Below are 3,388 nucleotides of genomic sequence, written 5' to 3'. Positions count from 1 at the left end.
CTCCTATGCCCTCATCAAATATTTCTCGTAGAACCCATGGCGCTATCAAGTCGAGAACTGTAGCCACCACCATTATTGAAATTGCGGTAACCACCCATTTTGCGCTGGGTCTAACATAAATCATCAATCGTAAAAGCGTTTTCACAAGACATCCCCTTTCCATCTAAGAAACAAAAAAAGACCTCAAGCCATATTAGGCTCAAGATCTTCGTATAAACAGAAAACAACATAACACAGCTACATAATAACTATGTTGTTGTCTGCTCACGAAGGAGGGCCGAATGGCATGTTTGGTTTAACGTAACGAATAGAACACTAGGCTGCTGCGTACCAATAACCTTCAACACGAACGTATTATCAAACATTCATAAGCCCCCCTTTCTTTTTTCGAATCATAATTCCGTTCCAACACATCCAAATATTAACACCTATTTCTATAATTGTGCAATAGGTTTTACAAAAATAAAATAAGAATTAAAAACGTTCAGTCTCATTCAATTTTAAATCACTTGAGGATATGCCTTCCTCCACCGCAAATTCAAAATCCTCAATATCGTACACCTGTACCGGAACCTCTGCTTCAATCAACCTATCCTGAAATTCATACTGATCTGAAAGCAATGGTACTTTCAGCTTCAGTCCTGTAAGCAGCAATTCCGTTTCAATCGGGTCAAAGATTTCACCGTAATGCGCATTATCGACCGCATGTACAACGGTAAACTGAATCGTATCATTTAATAGAAGCGGTGAACTTTCACGCCATGGCACCTGCATCGCTTTTTCTATCTTTTTACTGTTCAACGGATCTTCAAAAAAAGTAATCAGCTCGATTATTTTCGCCTTAACATGGCCATCTTCATCTGGATCGTCCATGACCGGATCGGTTCCGTCTCTCATCTCGTAAAGCTCAGCAATGGATGAATAAGGCACGATATAATCAATTGGACGACTCGGTACAAGAAGATGCCCATATGTTGCTACTAATACCGCTTCAATAACAAATCGTCGCCGCATATGTTTCTTTCCTCCTCTAAAGTTTTGCGAATGCAAAACTTACTTCGTAAGCATTATCTTAGTTTTGCGAATGCAAAACTTACTTCGTAAGCATTATCTTAGTTTCGCGAATGCAAAACTTACCTCGTAAGCATTATCTTAGTTTTGCGAATGCAAAACTTACCTCGTAATAATAGCGCGTATCCTATTAATTATACAATAATCCCTTGCCTGTACAAGAGAGTCAAACGCCAAATTTGCGTTTCACATCCACATAGAAGTAAAATGAGCGTAAAGTCATGCTATTCTCGGAGCTTGTTTTGCTTGCTTCAACTTACTTTCAGGAGGGAACACATCGTGCAAATAGAAGATGCCATAATAATTGGAGCGGGACCTTGCGGCTTGGCTGCCGCCATTGAGTTAAAGAAAATAGGACTCAACCCGCTTGTCATAGAGAAACGGAATATTGTGTACTCCATATCACAGTACCCAACTTACATGCATTTTTTCAGCACGCCGGAGCTTCTAGAAATTGGAGATATACCTTTTACATCTGCAAATGATAAACCCTCAAGGTTGGAAGCGTTAAACTATTATCGCACCGCCGCCCAACGTCATAACGTACGTATTCAAGCATATGAAGCTATCACTAGTATTACGCCAGAGGATGACCTATTCATTTTGAAAAGCGAAGACCGATTCGGACAAAACCGTACATACAAAAGCCGTTATGTGATTATAGCTACCGGGTATTTCGATCATCCAAATGTGCTGGGCATTCCAGGTGAGGATACGGAGAAGGTTAGTCACTTCTTCCGCGAGTCTCACCCCTATGTCGGTATGAAGGTTGCTATCATTGGCGGAAGCAATTCTGCAATCGATGCCGCTTTASAGCTGGAACGAGTTGGTGCAAAAGTAACTGTTGTTTATAGAGGTGATCATTACTCTTCCAGCATTAAGCCTTGGGTAAGACCCGGCTTTGAGAGTAAAGTAGCCAAGGGCAACATTGATATGCTATTTGGGTCCAAAGTTATCGCGATCGAAAATAATGATATTATCGTTCAAGGCCCAGAAGGTGACACGCGTATACCAAACGATTTTGTGCTTGCGCTGACAGGTTTTCATCCTGACCGCAAATTCCTTACACTTACAGGCATTACCATAGAGGAAGAAGGCTATCCTACCTTCCAACCTGATACCATGGAGACGAATGTGCCTGGCATTTACCTTGCAGGTGTTGTGGCATCCAGACATGAAGCGAATGAAATCTTTATTGAATCAGGGCGTTATCATGGACGAATAATAGCTGAGCATATTTTACAAAAGAAATAAACACAGCATATCATCAAAAAAAGACAGTCACCGAAGGAAATAATCCCAACGTGACTGTCTAATACTTTAAATCATTACAATTGCTTCGGCTCGATTTTCTGTTTAATAGAGGCAACCAGCTTATCGCTAGGCTGCTTCTCGCCATATCGTACCGTTTCATAAACATCAATTAACTCGTTTACTTCTTCTTTACTCTTGCCTGTACCCGTCCATTTTGCCAAATCTTCAGCCGTCTCACGTGGAGTCAGATTGGTGTGAAACGTATATCCCCGCTTCATATCTGCTCGAACATAATTTGTATATAAGAAACGTATTCTCTCCGCATTCGAAGTCAGATCATTCCATTCTGGGCCATGCTCACGCTTCTTAGGTAACAGCTTCTTTAGCTGCTTCCCCATTTGCTCTTTCAAGTTTGTTAATGTCATTAAATTTTCAACCTCATCGGTAAATCCGGACTCACCCTTACGATTTTCTGCACCGCGCAGCATTAACTTTGCTACTAATGCTTTCGTAACCTGATATAACTTTCTGAAAACAAAGAACAAGATAATGGCTACGACTGCGATGACCAGCACTATAGCAATTATTTTCAAAATCTGTTCAAGCCATATCATCCATTCAGCTGGGGGCTTCTGCTCCTCAGTTGGCAGCATGTTTTGAGGCGGTTGACTTATAGGCTCCTCAACCGATTGATTATCCTGTGGACGATTAAACCAGCTCATAAGCTTTTGAATGAAGGAATAAAAGAAATGTTCTATCGCTTGTTGAATTTGACGGAACATCGCTATCAAACTGATTAGAGCTACTACAATAATCATCATCAACCGGTTTTGTCTTTTGAAGGCTAATGTTGCGGGTGACTTTCCCGTATCAATCGTCTCGTTGTTCAAATGTCTCTCATTTGCAAAAAAGAAAAATAAAACAACAGCAGCAATACCGCATACAATTAGTAGTCCGTTATAATCTGCATATTCCTTCACTAAAGCCAGCTTTATCGGCTGTGCGGCAACATAGATCATTACGCCGACTAGCATACGAGTATTTGTAAAAGTCTCTGTCCAAC

General features: G+C 40.9%; 3 protein-coding genes. 1 reads left to right on the top strand and 2 read right to left on the bottom strand.

Annotated elements, in window-relative coordinates; translation table 11 throughout:
* Nucleotides 1–474: 474 nt before the first annotated feature.
* On the bottom strand, nt 475–1,014 hold the full coding sequence (locus AC1DWN_RS30735) for an ADP-heptose synthase (RefSeq protein WP_477562656.1): 540 nt from the start codon (nt 1,012–1,014) through the stop codon (nt 475–477).
* A 342-nt stretch (nt 1,015–1,356) separates the two neighbouring features.
* Between AC1DWN_RS30735 and AC1DWN_RS30730 the strand changes: the two genes are divergently transcribed.
* Nucleotides 1,357–2,325 (top strand): YpdA family putative bacillithiol disulfide reductase, encoded by a 969-nt coding sequence (locus tag AC1DWN_RS30730; RefSeq protein WP_477562657.1) that lies wholly within the window; start codon nt 1,357–1,359, stop codon nt 2,323–2,325.
* A 74-nt stretch (nt 2,326–2,399) separates the two neighbouring features.
* Here the strand turns inward: AC1DWN_RS30730 and AC1DWN_RS30725 are convergent.
* A partial coding sequence (locus tag AC1DWN_RS30725; RefSeq protein ID WP_477562655.1) for a DUF4129 domain-containing protein occupies nt 2,400–3,388 on the bottom strand: 989 nt, incomplete at its 5' end.

The sequence above is a fragment of the Paenibacillus sp. P4_A7 genome (assembly GCF_056402455.1).
Note: the sequence above shows the minus strand (reverse complement) of the source record. Positions and strands in the feature narration are given on the sequence as shown.

Coding starts and splice junctions, on each gene's coding strand:
- AC1DWN_RS30735 (WP_477562656.1), bottom strand. CDS start 1,014: ATGCGGCGACGATTTGTTATTGAAGCGGTATTAGTAGCAACATATGGG.